The sequence below is a fragment of the Paraburkholderia sp. genome (genome assembly GCF_026225065.1).
GTDB lineage: Bacteria > Pseudomonadota > Gammaproteobacteria > Burkholderiales > Burkholderiaceae > Paraburkholderia.
Genome location: NZ_JAMFSB010000294.1, coordinates 49,691 through 63,980, shown reverse-complemented (window position 1 = coordinate 63,980; position 14,290 = coordinate 49,691). Strand labels below are relative to the sequence as shown.

Annotated in this window: 15 protein-coding genes; 5 read left to right on the top strand and 10 right to left on the bottom strand. The window is 60.5% G+C overall.

The window, feature by feature from the left end; all coding sequences use genetic code 11:
* Window positions 1-317: SDR family NAD(P)-dependent oxidoreductase (locus M0954_RS21355; protein ID WP_297355338.1), on the bottom strand; the 317-nt coding region annotated here is incomplete at its 3' end.
* Between the two features lie 293 nt (window positions 318-610).
* Between M0954_RS21355 and M0954_RS21350 the strand changes: the two genes are divergently transcribed.
* The gene (locus M0954_RS21350; RefSeq protein WP_122157876.1) at window positions 611-2,422 is read left to right on the top strand and encodes an IlvD/Edd family dehydratase; all 1,812 of its coding nucleotides are present in this window, start codon (window positions 611-613) and stop codon (window positions 2,420-2,422) included.
* Window positions 2,423-2,488: 66 nt separating this feature from the next.
* On the opposite strand, the gene M0954_RS21345 is transcribed toward M0954_RS21350, so the two are convergent.
* The 4 genes from M0954_RS21345 to M0954_RS21330 form a co-directional block, all read right to left on the bottom strand.
* The gene (locus M0954_RS21345; RefSeq protein ID WP_297355336.1) at window positions 2,489-3,628 is read right to left on the bottom strand and encodes an iron-containing alcohol dehydrogenase; all 1,140 of its coding nucleotides are present in this window, start codon (window positions 3,626-3,628) and stop codon (window positions 2,489-2,491) included.
* A 121-nt stretch (window positions 3,629-3,749) separates the two neighbouring features.
* The gene (locus M0954_RS21340) at window positions 3,750-4,580 is read right to left on the bottom strand and encodes a class I SAM-dependent methyltransferase (RefSeq protein ID WP_297355334.1); all 831 of its coding nucleotides are present in this window, start codon (window positions 4,578-4,580) and stop codon (window positions 3,750-3,752) included.
* A 146-nt stretch (window positions 4,581-4,726) separates the two neighbouring features.
* Window positions 4,727-5,017, bottom strand: a complete 291-nt coding sequence (locus M0954_RS21335; protein WP_122157873.1) for a hypothetical protein — start codon at window positions 5,015-5,017, stop codon at window positions 4,727-4,729.
* Window positions 5,018-5,162: 145 nt separating this feature from the next.
* Window positions 5,163-6,128, bottom strand: coding sequence for a GlxA family transcriptional regulator (locus tag M0954_RS21330; RefSeq protein ID WP_122157872.1), 966 nt, complete (start codon window positions 6,126-6,128; stop codon window positions 5,163-5,165).
* A gap of 196 nt (window positions 6,129-6,324) precedes the next feature.
* On the opposite strand from M0954_RS21330, the gene M0954_RS21325 reads away from it, so the two are divergent.
* Both M0954_RS21325 and metG read left to right on the top strand, forming a co-directional pair.
* On the top strand, window positions 6,325-7,116 hold the full coding sequence (locus M0954_RS21325) for an SDR family oxidoreductase (protein WP_297355332.1): 792 nt from the start codon (window positions 6,325-6,327) through the stop codon (window positions 7,114-7,116).
* Between the two features lie 265 nt (window positions 7,117-7,381).
* Complete coding sequence (gene metG, locus M0954_RS21320) at window positions 7,382-8,914, top strand: methionine--tRNA ligase (RefSeq protein ID WP_297355330.1); 1,533 nt, start codon at window positions 7,382-7,384, stop codon at window positions 8,912-8,914.
* Between the two features lie 139 nt (window positions 8,915-9,053).
* Here metG and M0954_RS21315 read toward each other — a convergent pair whose 3' ends face one another.
* From M0954_RS21315 to M0954_RS21300, 4 genes are all read right to left on the bottom strand, one after another.
* Window positions 9,054-9,857 carry a dienelactone hydrolase family protein gene (locus tag M0954_RS21315; RefSeq protein WP_208297205.1) on the bottom strand — a complete coding sequence of 268 codons (804 nt, stop codon included), beginning with the start codon at window positions 9,855-9,857 and terminating at the stop codon, window positions 9,054-9,056.
* Between the two features lie 64 nt (window positions 9,858-9,921).
* A complete protein-coding gene (locus tag M0954_RS21310; RefSeq protein WP_208297206.1) occupies window positions 9,922-10,512 on the bottom strand; it encodes a TetR/AcrR family transcriptional regulator in 591 nt (196 codons plus the stop codon).
* Window positions 10,513-10,547: 35 nt separating this feature from the next.
* On the bottom strand, window positions 10,548-10,865 hold the full coding sequence (locus tag M0954_RS21305) for a helix-turn-helix domain-containing protein (RefSeq protein ID WP_123386916.1): 318 nt from the start codon (window positions 10,863-10,865) through the stop codon (window positions 10,548-10,550).
* The gene (locus M0954_RS21300) at window positions 10,862-11,422 is read right to left on the bottom strand and encodes a DJ-1/PfpI family protein (RefSeq protein WP_297355345.1); all 561 of its coding nucleotides are present in this window, start codon (window positions 11,420-11,422) and stop codon (window positions 10,862-10,864) included. The genes M0954_RS21305 and M0954_RS21300 overlap by 4 nt, the downstream gene beginning before the upstream one ends.
* A gap of 378 nt (window positions 11,423-11,800) precedes the next feature.
* On the opposite strand from M0954_RS21300, the gene M0954_RS21295 reads away from it, so the two are divergent.
* Window positions 11,801-12,793 (top strand): GlxA family transcriptional regulator, encoded by a 993-nt coding sequence (locus M0954_RS21295; protein WP_297355328.1) that lies wholly within the window; start codon window positions 11,801-11,803, stop codon window positions 12,791-12,793.
* Window positions 12,769-13,353 (top strand): G/U mismatch-specific DNA glycosylase, encoded by a 585-nt coding sequence (gene mug / locus M0954_RS21290; RefSeq protein WP_297355326.1) that lies wholly within the window; start codon window positions 12,769-12,771, stop codon window positions 13,351-13,353. The genes M0954_RS21295 and mug overlap by 25 nt, the downstream gene beginning before the upstream one ends.
* On the opposite strand, the gene M0954_RS21285 is transcribed toward mug, so the two are convergent.
* A complete protein-coding gene (locus M0954_RS21285) occupies window positions 13,314-14,246 on the bottom strand; it encodes a LysR family transcriptional regulator (RefSeq protein ID WP_123386913.1) in 933 nt (310 codons plus the stop codon). The genes mug and M0954_RS21285 overlap by 40 nt on opposite strands.
* Between the last annotated feature and the right edge of the window lie 44 nt (window positions 14,247-14,290).

The window sequence follows — 14,290 nt, the reverse complement described above, 5'->3', positions numbered from 1 at the left end:
TCGTCCCACTGCTCGTCCGTCATGTCGAGGACGTCGATCTGGGGAACGGCCCCGGCGATATTGACCACCGCATCGATACGCCCGAACTTCGCCAGCGTCTGGTCGACGGTTTCCTTCGCGGCGGCCGGTACGCGCAGGTCCGCGCCCAGGGGCAGCGGTTCGGCGCCGGCGGCGCGCACCGCCTCGGCAGTCTCTTCCAGCAAGTCCGTGCTGCGGGCCACCAGCACCAGGCCGCCAAAGTCTTTGGCGAGGCGAATTGCGGTTGCCCGTCCGATCCCACGGCTTGCCCCAGTTACGATCGCGATACGATTGCTCATGTCGAATTCCTCCGGTTGGTTTAACGAGTTTCAACGCGTCGTCATGTCTCGGCGCTGGAGACCAGTATCGGACAAGGAGGCATGACGAGCTATGCAGCTGGGTTCATAGCTGCTATGACAGACAGACCCAGCCGTCCACGTGATTCCCATGGTTTTCCGAAAGACCCGGCGCGACCCAATGCGCTCCAGGCCCAATGCGCTCTAGAATGGCAATTCGCCTTCCCGTATGGCGGTTGCGCTGCTGAGAGGGCGCCTATATCCACAAGCCTCTACAAGCCGAACGGAATAACAGCATGTCAAACCAATCATCCCCCGACAGTCCTCAGAATGGTTCACCGTCACGCCTGCGCAGCCGCCGCTGGTTCGACGATCCCGCCGATCCGGGCATGACGGCGCTGTATCTCGAGCGCTACATGAACTACGGGATTACCCGAGAGGAGCTGCAGTCGGGCAAACCGATCATCGGGATTGCGCAGACAGGGTCAGACCTTGCGCCCTGTAATCGCCATCATCTCGAGCTGGCGACGCGTGTGCGCGATGGCATTCGCGATGCCGGCGGCATCCCGCTTGAGTTTCCGGTCCATCCGATCCAGGAGACGGGCAAGCGCCCCACCGCCGCGCTCGACCGCAATCTGGCGTACCTCGGCCTTGTCGAAATCCTGCACGGCTATCCCATTGACGGCGTCGTGCTCACCACAGGCTGCGATAAGACCACGCCGGCATGCCTGATGGCGGCGGCGACCGTGAACATCCCGGCCATCGTGCTTTCGGGCGGCCCCATGCTCGACGGCTGGTGGCACGGCAAGCTCGCGGGTTCGGGCACTGTCATCTGGGACGCGCGCAAGCGCCTCGCCGGCGGAGAGATCGACTACGAGGAATTCATGAACATGGTGTCCTCGTCGGCACCTTCCGTCGGTCATTGCAATACGATGGGCACCGCCCTGTCGATGAACTCGCTTGCCGAAGCATTGGGTATGTCGCTGCCCGGCTGCGCGGCAATTCCGGCGCCGCATCGCGAGCGCGGCTGGATGGCGTATCGCACAGGCAAGCGCATCGTCGAAATGGTCGCGGAGAATCTGCGCCCGTCGGATGTCATGACCAAAGAGGCCTTCGAAAACGCGGTGGTGGCCGCCGCCGCACTCGGTGCATCGTCGAACTGTCCGATTCATATGGTCGCGATCGCACGCCACATGGGCGTCGAACATTCGCTCGATGACTGGCAACGACTGGGACCGGAGATCCCGCTGCTCGTCGATTGCCAGCCGGCCGGCCGCTTTCTGGGCGAGGCATTCCATCGCGCAGGCGGCGTGCCCGCCGTGATGCGCGAACTGCTCAACGCTGGCAAGCTGAACGGCGCCGCACGCACGGTTTCCGGCCGCACGCTGGCCGAGGACCTCGCGGACGTCGTCGAGCCCGATCGCGAAGTGATCCGCAGCTACCAGCAGCCGCTCAAGGAAGCGGCGGGTTATGTGGTGATGTCCGGCAATCTGTTCGATAGCGCCGTGATGAAAATCAGCGTGATCGACCAGGCGTTCCGCAAACGCTTCCTCGCCGATCCCGAGCATCCCGACGTGTTCGAAGGTAAAGCGATCGTATTCGAGGGGCCGGAGGACTACCACGCGCGCATCGAAGATCCGCAACTGGGCGTCGACGAGCGCTCTATCCTCGTGATTCGCAACTGCGGACCGGTCGGTTATCCGGGCGGTGCCGAGGTGGTCAACATGCAACCGCCCGCGGCGTTGCTCAAGCAAGGTATCGACACGCTGCCGACTCTTGGCGACGGCCGTCAGAGCGGTACCTCAGCGACGCCTTCGATTCTCAACGTTTCGCCTGAAGCGGCGATCGGCGGCGGCCTTGCTTTGCTGCAAACCGGCGACCGGATCCGTATCGACCTGAACTCGCGCAAGGTCGACGTGATGATCCCCGACAGCGAACTGGCCGCGCGCCGCGCCCAATGGAAAGCGCCCGTTCTGCAGAACAAAACGCCGTGGGAAGAGATCTATCGCAGCATGGTGGGTCAGCAGGCGAGCGGCGCGTGCCTCGAGCCGGCCACGCTGTATCTCAACATTGTGGAAACGCGCGGCGAATCGCGCCATAACCACTGATACGGGCGCGCTGGCGCGGCTGCCCGCAAGCAGGCGCGCCGGCGCATCGCCTTTGCATCACCTTCCTCAGAATGACTCTTCGAGCATGGCTCGGTAATCCGCGGGCGTCGCCTCGCGCGGATTGGTCGTGTGACTATGATCGGCGAGTGCGCCTTCGATAATCCTGTCGAACTGCGCGCTCTCAACCCCGAGCGTCGACAAACGGATCGGCAAGCCCAGGTCGGCCGTCATGCGTGCAATCGCGCTTTCTACGTTGGCTGGCGATTCCAGACCCATTGCGCCGGCCAGCCGCACGATTTTTCCTTCGTCCTGGACTGTAGCGGCCTCGCGATTGAAGCGGATCACGGCGGGAAGGAAGATCGCATTCAACGTCCCGTGATGCAGCTTCGGGTTGATTCCGCCCAGCGAATGGCTCAGGCTATGGACACATCCAAGCCCTTTCTGGAAGGCAAGCGCTCCCTGCAACGAGGCGCTCATCATGTTCAGACGCGCGGTAACGTTGCTGCCGTCACGCGTTGCAATCTCGATGTGACGCCATGCACGCCAGAGTCCGTCGAGGGCGATGCCATCTGCAGGCGGGTTAAACGCTGGCGACAGGAAGGTCTCGATGCAATGGGCAATCGCGTCCATTCCCGTTGCAGCGGTGAGCTGTGGGGGCAAGCCCAACGTCAGTTGCGGATCGCAGATTGCGGAACGAGGCACGACGTAGGGGGAAATAATGCCGACCTTGCGGCCGTCATCGAGAATCAGGATGGCGCCGCGCCCCACTTCGCTACCCGTGCCGGCTGTGGTCGGAACCGCGATAACCGGTGCCGTAGCCGATGTGATGCGCTGCAATCCCCCCTCGATAAGCGCGAACTGGCGCAAGGGTCCTTCGTGGGTCGCGCACACTGCGACGCCCTTGGCCAGATCGATCGAACTGCCTCCCCCTACCGCAATGACGCCATCGCACTGATTCTCCTTGTACATCGCGACGGCGGCCCGCACAGCCCGTTCGTTGGGGTTAGGAGGAGTGTCCGGAAAGATAGGGGGCTCGTTATCCGCACGAAGAGCAACGAGCGTCTTGTTGATGATGCCCGCGGCTTTCACGCCCGCGTCGGTGACGATCAGAGGTCGTTTGATGCCGATCCGTGCGCATTCGTCAGGTAGTTTCGCAATTGCTCCGAAATCGAACTGGATCTGCGTAATGTAGTTGATGAGCGACATGGATCGGAAGCCTCCAGAGTGGGGTTCATGGCGACCGTCGGCACTGGATGAACGACGCAGCAGAGTGCCTCGACTACATCGAAGTCGCAGAACATTGTCGCACCTTCTGGCGGGAGCATCCTCAGACCTTTTCGCAGATCGCCTGGACGAGCGCCGCGCGCCCCTCGCTCAAATTGCGGCGAAGGTTGACGGTCGCCTCGCCGAACGCTGGGCCCATTACAGCGCCGAGTGCGAGCAAGGGCTGCGTCGAAGACTGCTTACGTTCGGCCTCTCGTTCCAGAAACCAGCTGATCCCGGCATCCGTACAGTCGGTCCAGGACGTGATGCGGAACCCCTGGTTCGCGAGGACGGCACGCATCTCGTCCGCCGTCACCAGAAAGCTCGACTCTGGCCCGCTCGCCCACGGCACAGGGTAATGCAGGGGTTCGTCGGATGCGGCCACGACATCGAAGATGGCGAAATGGCCCCCAGGACGCAGTACACGGCATGTTTCCCTGTAAAGCGCAGCGCGGTCGCCGATGTTCATGGCAACGTGCTGCGTCCACGCGAGATCGAAAGCGTCAGCGGAGAACGGCAGCGAGAGAGCGTTGCCGCGCTGATACGTGACCTTGCCTCCGAGACCCGAGCGCTCGGCCAGAAACGTAGCAGCCTCGACGAACGACTGACTGAGGTCGACGCCGTGCACCGTGCAGCCATAGGTTTCGGCCAGATAGCGCGACGGGCCACCCAGCCCGGATCCGATATCGACGACACGGGTCGCCTCGCTGATCGGCAGGACCTTCGCAAGTTCTACAGTGGCCGCGAGGCCACGTGAATGGAACTGGTCAAGTTGAGCAAGATCTCGCGCAGAGAGTTGCTTCTCGCCGAGTCCGCTTTTAGCCAGAGCCGCGCGAAGGTGCTCGACCAGGCTCTCGCGCTCGTAGTGCCGGGTGATCTCTGCTGCGTCGTCCATCTTCGTATTCCTTCGTGATGCGCGTCTGGGTGCGGTTATGGGTGCCGGGACTGCAGGCGATCCATCATCGGTAGAATCTCGTCGAACGGTTCTTCAACGAGATCCGACACGTCAAACGGATCGCCATACGCTCACAGCTTATCGCTTCACTTGTTCTGGATCAGCAGGCCAAGTGGGGCAAGCGGGCCGACCGGCAACAGTTCGTAGCTCATGACACCGTCAGCCACGAGCGGCAGCGTATCGAGCGTTGCCTTGGCTTGCTCGACCGATTCGACGTTCATCAGAAAGATCGGGCCGGCTTTCTCACGAAACCAGAACTGCTCGACCTTGCCGTCGAGATAGAGCTTGAGTGTGGCCGGGACCTCGTTTGGCATGTGCTGCTGAAGCTTCTCGGGCGTGAGCGTCGGCTTGGCGGATGCGATGGCGAAAACTTTCATGGATAACTCCTGGTTCAACGTTCATTGACAGAGACTGCGTGTTCATTGCTACAGACAACGCGATCGAGTCTAGTCTCTGAACCCCGGAACTCACACAGTCACAAACGCCAACTTTAGAGCCATTTGCGCCAGGCGCATCTGCGTGTCAGAGCAGGTCGGAACGGAGGTCGCGCACGCCCCGTCCCAGACGTTGGCGCAACAGCGTGCGCAGCGTTGCACCGTCGCCGTATCCGACTTCGCTTGCGATGGCTTCGAGATCGAGGCGTCCCCCGCGCAGAAGCGATTGTGCGTGTTCGACTCGCAGGTCCTGGAAGTAGGCAAGCGGCGATTTGCCGAGCACCTCCTGGCAACGGCGTTGCAACGAGCGAGTGCTCGTCGCGAGTGCGCTGGCAGCTTGCTGGAGCGAAAAGCCCGAGCGGAGATTTTTCCGCGACCACTGTTCGAAGCGCTGAATCAGCGGATCTGCCTGCGCGAGGTGATTGGGGATGATGTACGGAGCCTGCGAGGAACGTATGTCGGCCAGCAGGTAACGCGAGACGAGCGTTGCCAACTCCGGGCTGGCCCGGCGTATCAACCAGAGGGCGAGATCGAGATGCCCCATTGCTGCGCCTGCTGTCACGCCTACGTCTGAGGGCACCAGCATGCGAGATTCGTCGAGCAACACATTGGGGTAGCGTTGCCGAAACAGCGGACCGAGCCACCAGGTTGTCGTCGCTTCCTGGTGATCGAGAAGTCCGGTTTCCGCCACAAGAAACGTCCCGATACAGGACGCGGCGATCAGCGCCCCTTCGGCATGCCATTTCAGCAGTTGTGCTTTGGCCTGAATCACATCCGGTCGTGTGAGAGCCGGAACCAGTTGCTCCGGTGTGCCAGTACCCAATGCAGGCACGACCACCCAGTCCGGCTTCAACCCTGCCGTGACAGGTTGCACAGGTATTGTCAGCCCTTGTCCGGACTGAACCCTCTTGCGCACGCCTACGATCGATACATCGAAACGCGGCGTGCCACCTAGTTGCGTGGCCGAGAATTTGTTGGCGAGCCCGAACGCGTCGAGCATGACGGTGAGCCCCGTGTCGAAGAGCCCCTCAAGAGCGAGCACGGAAATGCGCATGGCGTAAATACCTCTAAAGTCGGCATTTACGACTCTACCAGTTATGAGCTTCGGACGTATTCGATGAGCCAGGCATGCGCGTTCGCAACAAGCGAAGGCCTTTACAACGCAGCTCTGCGCAAGCACAGTGGTGAGGACAATGACGCCAACGCAGCCTTAAGCGTCAGGCCTGGGTTATCAAAACGGAGACAGCGAAATGGATCTGAATTTGCGCGGTAAGATGGCTGTATTGACCGGAGCCAGTGTGGGTATCGGGCTGGCCGTGGCAGAAGCGTTCGCAGCAGAAGGCACACATCTCCTGCTCGCGGCGCGCAATGAGGAGCGCCTGTCTGCGGCTGCAGCAGGCATTGCAACGAAGTTCGGTGTCACCGCCGTGCCGGTTGCTTGCGACGTGGCGACCTCAGCAGGCGTCGACAAGCTGGTTGCTACCGCGAAGGAAAATTTCGGTGGCGCGGATATCGTCTTCAATAACGCGGGCACTGGCAGCAACGAAACAATCATGAATGCGCCGGATGAGAAGTGGCTGGCGTACTGGGATCTTCATGTGATGGCTGCAGTGCGCATTGCACGCGGCCTCGTGCCTTTGATGAAAGCACGCGGCGGCGGCACGATCCTGAACAACGCGTCGATTTGCGCAACGCAGCCGCTCGGCTACGAGCCGATCTACAACGTGACGAAAGCGGCGTTGATGATGTTGTCGAAGAATATGGCGAACGAGTTCATTCAGGACAACATCCGTGTGAATACGATCAACCCGGGGCTCGTGCTCACGCCCGACTGGATCAAGACTGCCAGGCAGTTGACGCAGGATTCAGGCGGCGATTGGGAGGGACATCTGCAGCAGGTCGCGGATGAGCATGCGCCTATCCGCAGGTTTGCGTCTCCTGAGGAGTTGGCCAACTTTATTGTGTTTCTTTGTTCGGACAAGGCTAGCTACAGCGTAGGGGCGACCTATTTTGTCGATGGCGGAATGCTGCGGACGGTTTAGGGAGAACTGCCGTGCGCTGTGCGAGTGCGAGCGGCAATCGACGCGCCCGGCGCTAGACAACCATTAAATTAGCTGGCAGGATTCATCAATCGCGGATGAGCCCGCCGATTCTTCGTTAAATTTAACCCCAACACAATGCAAGCTACCCAAGCCCTCCTTCGTTCGATGCGTATGCCCCTGGCAGGTTCTCCCCCCAGGCGCTGAGGGCTTTTTTGCTTCTGAAAAAGGGACGCCGCGGGCGTCCCTTTTCTTTTTTGGAGCGGCAATGTCGTACCGATACATCACCACACCGATTTACTACGTGAACGACCGGCCGCATCTGGGCCATGCCTACGCCAGCGTGCATGCCGACATCATGGCGCGCTACCTGCGTGCTGCCGGCCATCAGGTGCTGCTGCTAACGGGCGCTGACGAGCACGGCGAGAAGATCGCCAAGGCCGCCCTGCAGGCCAACGAAGCGCCACAAGCGTTTGTGGAACGCCACGCACAGAACTTCAAGGAAGCGTGGCAGCACCTGGCGGTCAAACCGGACATGTTCGTTCGCACAACTGATTCCGCGCACGCCAAGGTGGTGTCCGATTGCCTGACACGGCTCTTCGATGCCGGCGATATCTACCTGGCGGATTACGAGGGATTCTATTCGATCGGCCAGGAGCGCTTTGTCACTGAGAAGGAACTGATGGATGGCAAACTTCCCGAGGACAAGGAGCCACCTGTGTTGCGGCGCGAACCGAACTATTTCTTCCGCATGGAAGCGCATCGCGAATGGATGCGTCAGCTGTTGCTGGACACGCCGGATCTGATCCAGCCCGTGCAATACCGCAACGAGATATTGAGGCTATTGGAACAGCCGATAGGTGACCTGAGTATTTCGCGTCCCGTGGATCGTCTCGACTGGGGCATCCCGATTCCGTGGGACGCAGGACATGTTACGTACGTCTGGTTCGACGCGCTCCTAAGCTACGTTTCGCCGCTGGGCTATCCCGACCATCCTGCTTTCGCCAACTATTGGCCGTCGGTGCGGCATGTAATCGGCAAGGACATCCTGCGCACGCACACGCTCTTCTGGCTGAGCATGACGCATGCGCTAGGAATCCCGCCATATCAGCGTTTACACGTTTCCGGACACCTGCTCGGTTCCGATGGCCGCAAGATGAGCAAGTCGCTCGGCAATGGCGTCGATCCGCTAGAGGCCGCCGATACCTACGGTGTCGACACGCTGCGCTACACGCTAATCCGCGAGGTCAGCTTCGGTTTCGACGGAATCGTTAGCAATGCAGTGATCGAACAGCGCCTGAATCGCGATCTCGCCGACGATCTGGGTAATCTGGCGGCACGCACGCTGGCCATGGCGATGAAATATCGCAGCGGAACGGTGCCTGCGCCGAAGGCCTGCGAAGCGCGCGAGGAAGCGATCATTGCCTGGTCGAATGAACTACCGGACGCCGTTCTGGCGCTAGTCGAAGAGATGAAACTGAGCCGCGCGGTGGAACAGGTAATGGATTTCGTCAAACACCTTAACGGCTACGTTGCGAGTAGCGCGCCGTGGACACTGGCGAAGGATCCCAACGCGTCGGATCGGCTGGATACAGTGCTTTACACGTTGCTAGAAGCGCTCTGTGGAATCAGCAACCTGCTGCATCCTGTGATGCCGGGCAAGATGGAGGAGTTGCGAGGCTTGCTTGGGGTGTCCGCCGAACCGTCGTGGAACCTGCCTTGGGGTCACGGCGTGAAACCGGGGACTCAAATCAAGGCGGGCATCCTGTTTCCAAAGCGGCCGGGCGCGGAACAGGATTAACCACCCGATCTGTGCGATCCGCAATCCACCGTCTTTGTCAGAACGGTATTTGCGGATCTGTTCAGTGGTCGAAGGTACCAGCTCGACCCCGACGCCTCACTGCTCCGTGCCGACGCAGCCTGCCGCGCATCCAGAGCTGTTATTTGAGCGTTCGTGCGTACAGCGCGAACAACTCGTTCCAGCCCCGCTCAGCGGCCTCTGCGTCGAAGACGGGCATGTCCGGCTTCATCCAGCCGTGCGCCTTGCCTTCGTACAGTTCGCTCTTGTGCTTCACGTCCGCGGCACCCAGCGCGGCCTCGAAGCGCTCGGCCATCTCGGGCGGGAAGCTGTGATCGTTGTCGGCAATGCCGATGTACAACTCGGCCTTGATCTTGTCGAGAAGCAGGTGGGGACTCGTCGGCTGGTCGGTTGCGAGATTGCCGCCGTGGAAGCTGGCTGCCGCAGCAATGCGGTCCGGGTAGTAAGCCGCCGCCGTGAGGGCCATGCCGCCGCCCATGCAGAAACCGACGGTGCCGATCTTCTTGCCCGCCACATCAGAGCGCGTATCGAGGTATTCGATGAAGGCCGCAGTGTCTTCGGCGGCTCTATGGTTGTCAGAGCTGGCCATCATTGGCCCGACAACAGCGCGGAAGTCACCCTTCAGCACTTCCTTGGGGTCGAGTGGCCCGTAAGCCCCGAAGCGGTAAAACAAGTCGGGCAGAAGCACGACGTACCCTTTGCTAGCCACGTGCCTGGCCATCTGGACCATGCCTGGCCGGATGCCAAACGCGTCCATATAGAAGATCACAGCGGGCCATTTGCCCTCGCCTTCGGGCGTCAGGACCCACGCCTTACAGGCGCCTTCCTTTTCCTGAATGGTGACTTGTAATTCGCTCATGCTATACGCCTCCGTGTGTGTTCGCCGCAGGTTTCCGAACATCGGCCCAATGATCACGACGATCATTGTTATTCAGGGGAAGCTTAATTGTAACGGGGATCGTCGTAACAAGCATGGGCGAACGCAGCCCTCAACTCGGCCAGGCCTTGAGGGCTGTCGCCACGGTGCGATGGAGATCATTGCGCGTTGCACCCGACTGGGCAGCAAGAGCCAGGCCCCATCCGATGACGAGAATGAAGCGCGCCAGTTCGTCCGGATCGCTGTCAGCGGGAAGGTCGCCGGCGGCCTGAGCTTTCTTGAGGCGGTCGCGCAGTTTCGCGCGCCGCGCTTTCCGGAGGTCGGCAAATTCACGCTGCAACTCCGTCACCCCAGTGTTGCTGGGAAATGAGCAATTGACGGCGAGGCAGCCAGGCGGGCGCTTGGGGTCCGTATAAAGATCTGCGAGCCGGAGTAACGTCTGCTCCGCTACGTCCCGCGCGGTCGGCTGGTTCAACGCATCTTCGGCGTAGGCAAGACGAGTGCGCCTGTAATGTTCGAGGACTTTCCTGAAGAGTCCTTCCTTGCTGCCGAACGCGAAGTAGAAACTTGGCGGCGTGATCCCCATGGCAGTGGTCAGGTCGGACAGCGACGTGCGCTCGTAGCCGTTCCGCCAAAACATGTCGGTTGCAATTTCTATCGCCTGGTCAACCTCGAACACTCTAGTTCGTGCCATCAGTTGCATGCCTCCTTAGCAATCTGATGCGATTATATCCTTCGCTATATTTCTTTCCTGATCTGTTCCGCAAAGGTGCGAATCACTTCATCGTTTCGCGCCACAAACATCCACTGACCAACGCGCGTCGACACAAGCAGTCGGGCTTCGATCAATGTCGCGAGGTGGGCCGATACGGTCGACTGAGATAGCCCACTGCGCGCGTGGATTGCACCTGAAGGTACTCCGCAACCAAGATCGATCCGACTTCGCAAAAAGTATTCTTCTGGCGTCTTTAACCACTTCAGGATCTCGCGCCGGAACGGATTTGCGAGTGCCTTATGAATCAGATTCTCGTCACATTCGATTGGGCTTCGGGTCATGACTGCCTCGACAGTGACCGTGTGAGGCTTGTGGCGAACTCTTCGCCGAGGTCCTCCCTGACGAGAGCCAACGCGACCCGCATGCCATCGCTGACGCCGCGCGACGAGTAGAGGTTGCCATCCTTCACGCAACCTTGATGGCTCATGACGTGTACCAAGGGGCACTCGCTGGAGAGACGTTGGGCGTCGCGCCAATGCATGGTCAGCGAGCGACGGTCGGCAAGGCCGGCGCGTGCGATCAAAAACGCCCCGTTGGACACCGACGCGAGCCTTCGCACCCTACGGCCAGCGTCACTGAGCCAGTCCACCAGTTCGCGATGCTCGTTCCCCGGCCCCATAACCGGGGAACCTGGCACTACGACGATGTCGAATGGAGTTCGCACATCCGGGAGACATTCAGTGGTGCTCACCGCTACGCCACTCGAGCACACAACCGGACCCCGGGACGGTCCCACGAGGTGCTGTTCGTACACCGTTGCACCGCACAATTGGTTCGCTTCGTGGAAAACATCCATAGGGCCCGTCACTTCGAGCAGCCGAAATCCTGCGTAGAGCATCATTGCAACATGCATGCGCCGTCACTCCCTGTCCCTGGTTGTCGTCCCGTGTCAACGTAGACCGCGACGAAGAAGCGGCTATAGCCGTGTCGATGGGAAGAAGTCTAATCAGGCGGCACGGAAGAGGAAACACGTGGATGCCGCGATACCGGGCCAATCAGCGTGGGATTTGGGCCACGCACTGCTCGACTCCAGTTCGCTTGTTACACGGGCGCAAAAGTCAATTACCGGTTAGTGCGTCCCTCTTTTTGGGCCATTGCGGTAAGCTGCCATACCACTCGTCAATACAGGCTAGCCGGCTTGGCCCAGTGGTCCGGGTGAAGCCAATCGGATCGCCGGTATCGTGAACGGGTCCATTCACTCCACGAAGGTCACGGTATGAAAGTCGCCATTGTCATATTCGATGGTGTGCAGGCGCTCGACGTTGCAGGCCCCCTCGACGTGTTCGCGGAAGCCAATACGATCCTTCCCGAACATCAGAAGTACGAAGTCTCGCTGCTGGGCTCGCGGGCCGGCACCGTGACCTGTTCGAACGGGATGGGACTTTCCGTGCCGTTCGGCTATGCGGATCTGGACACGCAGTGGGACCTGCTACTGGTCGCTGGCGGCCCGCAATTGCCCGACGCTCAACTGTCCGGTGACTTCATGACGTGGCTACAAAATCAGGCACGAAACGCGGCGCGGTTCGGCTCCGTATGCAATGGGGCATTCGTGCTGGCTCATGCGGGACTGCTCGACGGCAAGGAAGTGACGACTCATTGGTCGGATGCGGGCCGCCTCGCCCGCGAATTTCCGCACGCCTCTGTGCAGCCCGACAAGATCTTCGTTCGTGACGGACGCCTGATTACTTCGGCAGGTGTGACGGCTGGCATCGATCTGTGCCTTTCGCTTGTCGCCGAGGACTGGGGGCATGAGTTGGCGGTGCGTGTCGCAAAGCGTCTTGTCGTCTACATCCAACGGGAAGGTGGTCAGTCCCAGTACAGCCCGTATGTAGGAAGCGGAAGGGATGAAGATCCGATTATTGGCAAAGTGCACCGCTACGTGACCGAGCACATTACCGAGGCGCTGTCGATCGAACAGCTCGCAGGCGCAGTGGCAGTGAGCCGTCGAACCTTCTCGAGAGTGTTTTCGAAGTATGCCAAGGTGACGCCCTCCGCCTTTGTCGAGCAGGTTCGCGTCGACACCGCGAGGAAGTTGCTCGAAGACTCGGATGCGCCGCTGAAGACCGTCGCATTTAAATGCGGATTTCGGAGTGCCACACATATGCGCACGACCTTCTCCCGGCGGCTAGAGGTCACACCGAAACAATATCGGCAACGATTCCGCGGCGAGGCCGGCGCGCAACCATGGGCAAATCAAGGTACCGGCTAGCAGATTTCTCTTCAAGGATTGGCCCATCTGTGACTGACGGCGACTCCATTCAGCCGCTTCCTGACATCCTTGAAGCGGGCTTGTCGGTAGTCTTTTGCGGGATCAATCCAGGTCTGCGTGCGGCGTCGACAGGTCATCACTTTGCCGGCCGAGGCAATCGGTTCTGGCGGGTCCTGCATCTTGCCGGCTTTACGCCTGAACAGATTCTTCCCGAAGACGACCGCTCGCTTCTCCGATATGGTTGCGGTCTCACCGCAGTAGTCCCGCGAGCCACAGCGCAGGCCGCCGAGTTGTCGCGATCGGAGATTGAACTGGCCGGAAGTGCTTTTCGGCTCAAGATCGAGCAGTACGCTCCACGGCATGTCGTTTTCCTCGGAAAGATGGCGGTCTCGGGCATCTCCGGCACGCGCGATATCGAATGGGGGCTGCAAGCAAAGCCCTTCGGCGGCGCGTGCGCGTGGGTAGTACCCAATCCGAGCGGACTGAACCGGGCGTTCGGCCTTGACGCTCTGGTGACAGCCTACCGGGAAGTTCGCGTTACCGTAGCGTCGACGTCCTGAAGGTGCGCGTTTTTGCGTAGCGTCTCGGTCACGAACTCCACGAAAGCGCGAATCTTGCCGCTGGTGCTTCGCCTTTCCACATGCAACAGGCTCACCGGGGTCGACTCTGGCTCGAATGACGTCAGCACAGGCTGGAGCTTGCCCTCGGCCACGTCAGGCGCCGCCTGATACGACAGAAACTGGGTTATCCCCACTCCATCGACGGCTGCGAGAAGAGCCGCGGGACCCAGGTCGACAATCATCCGCGGTTGGAGTCTCACAGGCAGCCTCGAACCGTTCTCATTGAACGCCCACTCGAGCGGAAGCGAGACGCCCGTGAAAGATACACAGTGGTGATCAGCGAGGTCCCTGGGATGAACGGGCTCTCCATGCGCGGCGAGATAGGAAGGCGCCGCGTACGTCCGACGCCGCACAAAACCCAATGGAACGGCGAATGTCGACGAGTCTCCAAGGTGGCCAATACGGATGGCAACGTCCACACCTTCTTCCAGAAGCCGCGTCGTTCGATCGGCGTACACCGCATTGATGTTGACGTCCGGATAGCGCAGCGCGAAGGCGTTGACCAGCGGGGCAACATATCGCTGGCCGAACAGGACCGGTGCGGAAATGGTCAATGTCCCTACCGGATTGAGTTGATCGGCGGCAAGGGTCGCCTCTGCATCCGTGATGGTGTCCAGCACCTTCCTGCAGGCTTCGAGGTATGACAGGCCGGCATCCGTCGGACGAACCGTTCGGGTCGTCCGGGCCAGCAGATGTGTGCCTAGACGCGATTCGAGCGAATTGACCGCCCGCGAGACCGCGGCGGCCGACATTCCGACCTTGTCGGCCGCACCCGTAAAACTTCCCCGGTCGACGATGGCTACGAAAATCTCCATCTCACGCAATTTGTCCATTTCGCTCCCTACCCCTCATCACGGCGTCCATAAGCCGTGATTCT

Coding starts and splice junctions, on each gene's coding strand:
- mug (WP_297355326.1), top strand. CDS start 12,769: ATGGGCAAATCAAGGTACCGGCTAGCAGATTTCTCTTCAAGGATTGGC.
- M0954_RS21315 (WP_208297205.1), bottom strand. CDS start 9,857: ATGATCGTCGTGATCATTGGGCCGATGTTCGGAAACCTGCGGCGAACA.
- M0954_RS21305 (WP_123386916.1), bottom strand. CDS start 10,865: ATGACCCGAAGCCCAATCGAATGTGACGAGAATCTGATTCATAAGGCA.
- M0954_RS21335 (WP_122157873.1), bottom strand. CDS start 5,017: ATGAAAGTTTTCGCCATCGCATCCGCCAAGCCGACGCTCACGCCCGAG.
- M0954_RS21300 (WP_297355345.1), bottom strand. CDS start 11,422: ATGCTCTACGCAGGATTTCGGCTGCTCGAAGTGACGGGCCCTATGGAT.
- metG (WP_297355330.1), top strand. CDS start 7,382: ATGTCGTACCGATACATCACCACACCGATTTACTACGTGAACGACCGG.
- M0954_RS21345 (WP_297355336.1), bottom strand. CDS start 3,628: ATGTCGCTCATCAACTACATTACGCAGATCCAGTTCGATTTCGGAGCA.
- M0954_RS21330 (WP_122157872.1), bottom strand. CDS start 6,128: ATGCGCATTTCCGTGCTCGCTCTTGAGGGGCTCTTCGACACGGGGCTC.
- M0954_RS21325 (WP_297355332.1), top strand. CDS start 6,325: ATGGATCTGAATTTGCGCGGTAAGATGGCTGTATTGACCGGAGCCAGT.
- M0954_RS21350 (WP_122157876.1), top strand. CDS start 611: ATGTCAAACCAATCATCCCCCGACAGTCCTCAGAATGGTTCACCGTCA.
- M0954_RS21295 (WP_297355328.1), top strand. CDS start 11,801: ATGAAAGTCGCCATTGTCATATTCGATGGTGTGCAGGCGCTCGACGTT.
- M0954_RS21285 (WP_123386913.1), bottom strand. CDS start 14,246: ATGGACAAATTGCGTGAGATGGAGATTTTCGTAGCCATCGTCGACCGG.
- M0954_RS21310 (WP_208297206.1), bottom strand. CDS start 10,512: ATGCAACTGATGGCACGAACTAGAGTGTTCGAGGTTGACCAGGCGATA.
- M0954_RS21340 (WP_297355334.1), bottom strand. CDS start 4,580: ATGGACGACGCAGCAGAGATCACCCGGCACTACGAGCGCGAGAGCCTG.